This is a genomic window from Streptomyces sp. SID13726 (assembly GCF_010548375.1).
Classification (GTDB): Bacteria; Actinomycetota; Actinomycetes; order Streptomycetales; family Streptomycetaceae; genus Streptomyces.
On sequence record NZ_JAAGLY010000198.1, the window covers coordinates 1 to 570 of the forward strand.

Genomic DNA, 570 nt, shown 5'->3' on the forward strand with positions numbered 1-570 from the left:
AGGAGGAGCTCGCCGAGGCGACCGAGCTCGGCCTCACGGAGCTGCCCAAGCCCAAGGAGATCTTCGAGTTCCTCGAGCAGTACGTCATCGGCCAGGACGCCGCCAAGCGGGCCCTGGCCGTCGCCGTCTACAACCACTACAAGCGCGTCCAGGCGGGCGAGCAGTCGAAGCCGTCGAGCCCCGACGACCCGGACTACGTGGAGCTGGCGAAGTCGAACATTCTGCTGATCGGTCCGACGGGGACGGGGAAGACGTATCTGGCGCAGACGTTGGCGCGGATGTTGAACGTGCCGTTCGCGATCGCGGATGCGACGGCGCTCACCGAGGCGGGGTATGTCGGTGAGGACGTGGAGAACATTCTGTTGAAGCTGGTGCAGGCGGCGGACTTCGACGTGAAGAAGGCTGAGACGGGGATCATCTATATCGATGAGATCGACAAGGTGGCTCGCAAGGCCGAGAACCCGTCGATCACGCGTGACGTGTCGGGTGAGGGTGTGCAGCAGGCGTTGTTGAAGATCATCGAGGGCACGAGCGCGTCGGTGCCGCCGCAGGGTGGTCGGAAGCATCCGC

1 protein-coding gene is annotated in these 570 nt (G+C 64.6%); it reads left to right on the forward strand.

From position 1 onward, the window contains the following. Positions 1-570: AAA family ATPase (locus G3I78_RS47140; protein WP_164436765.1), on the forward strand; the 570-nt coding region annotated here is incomplete at both ends.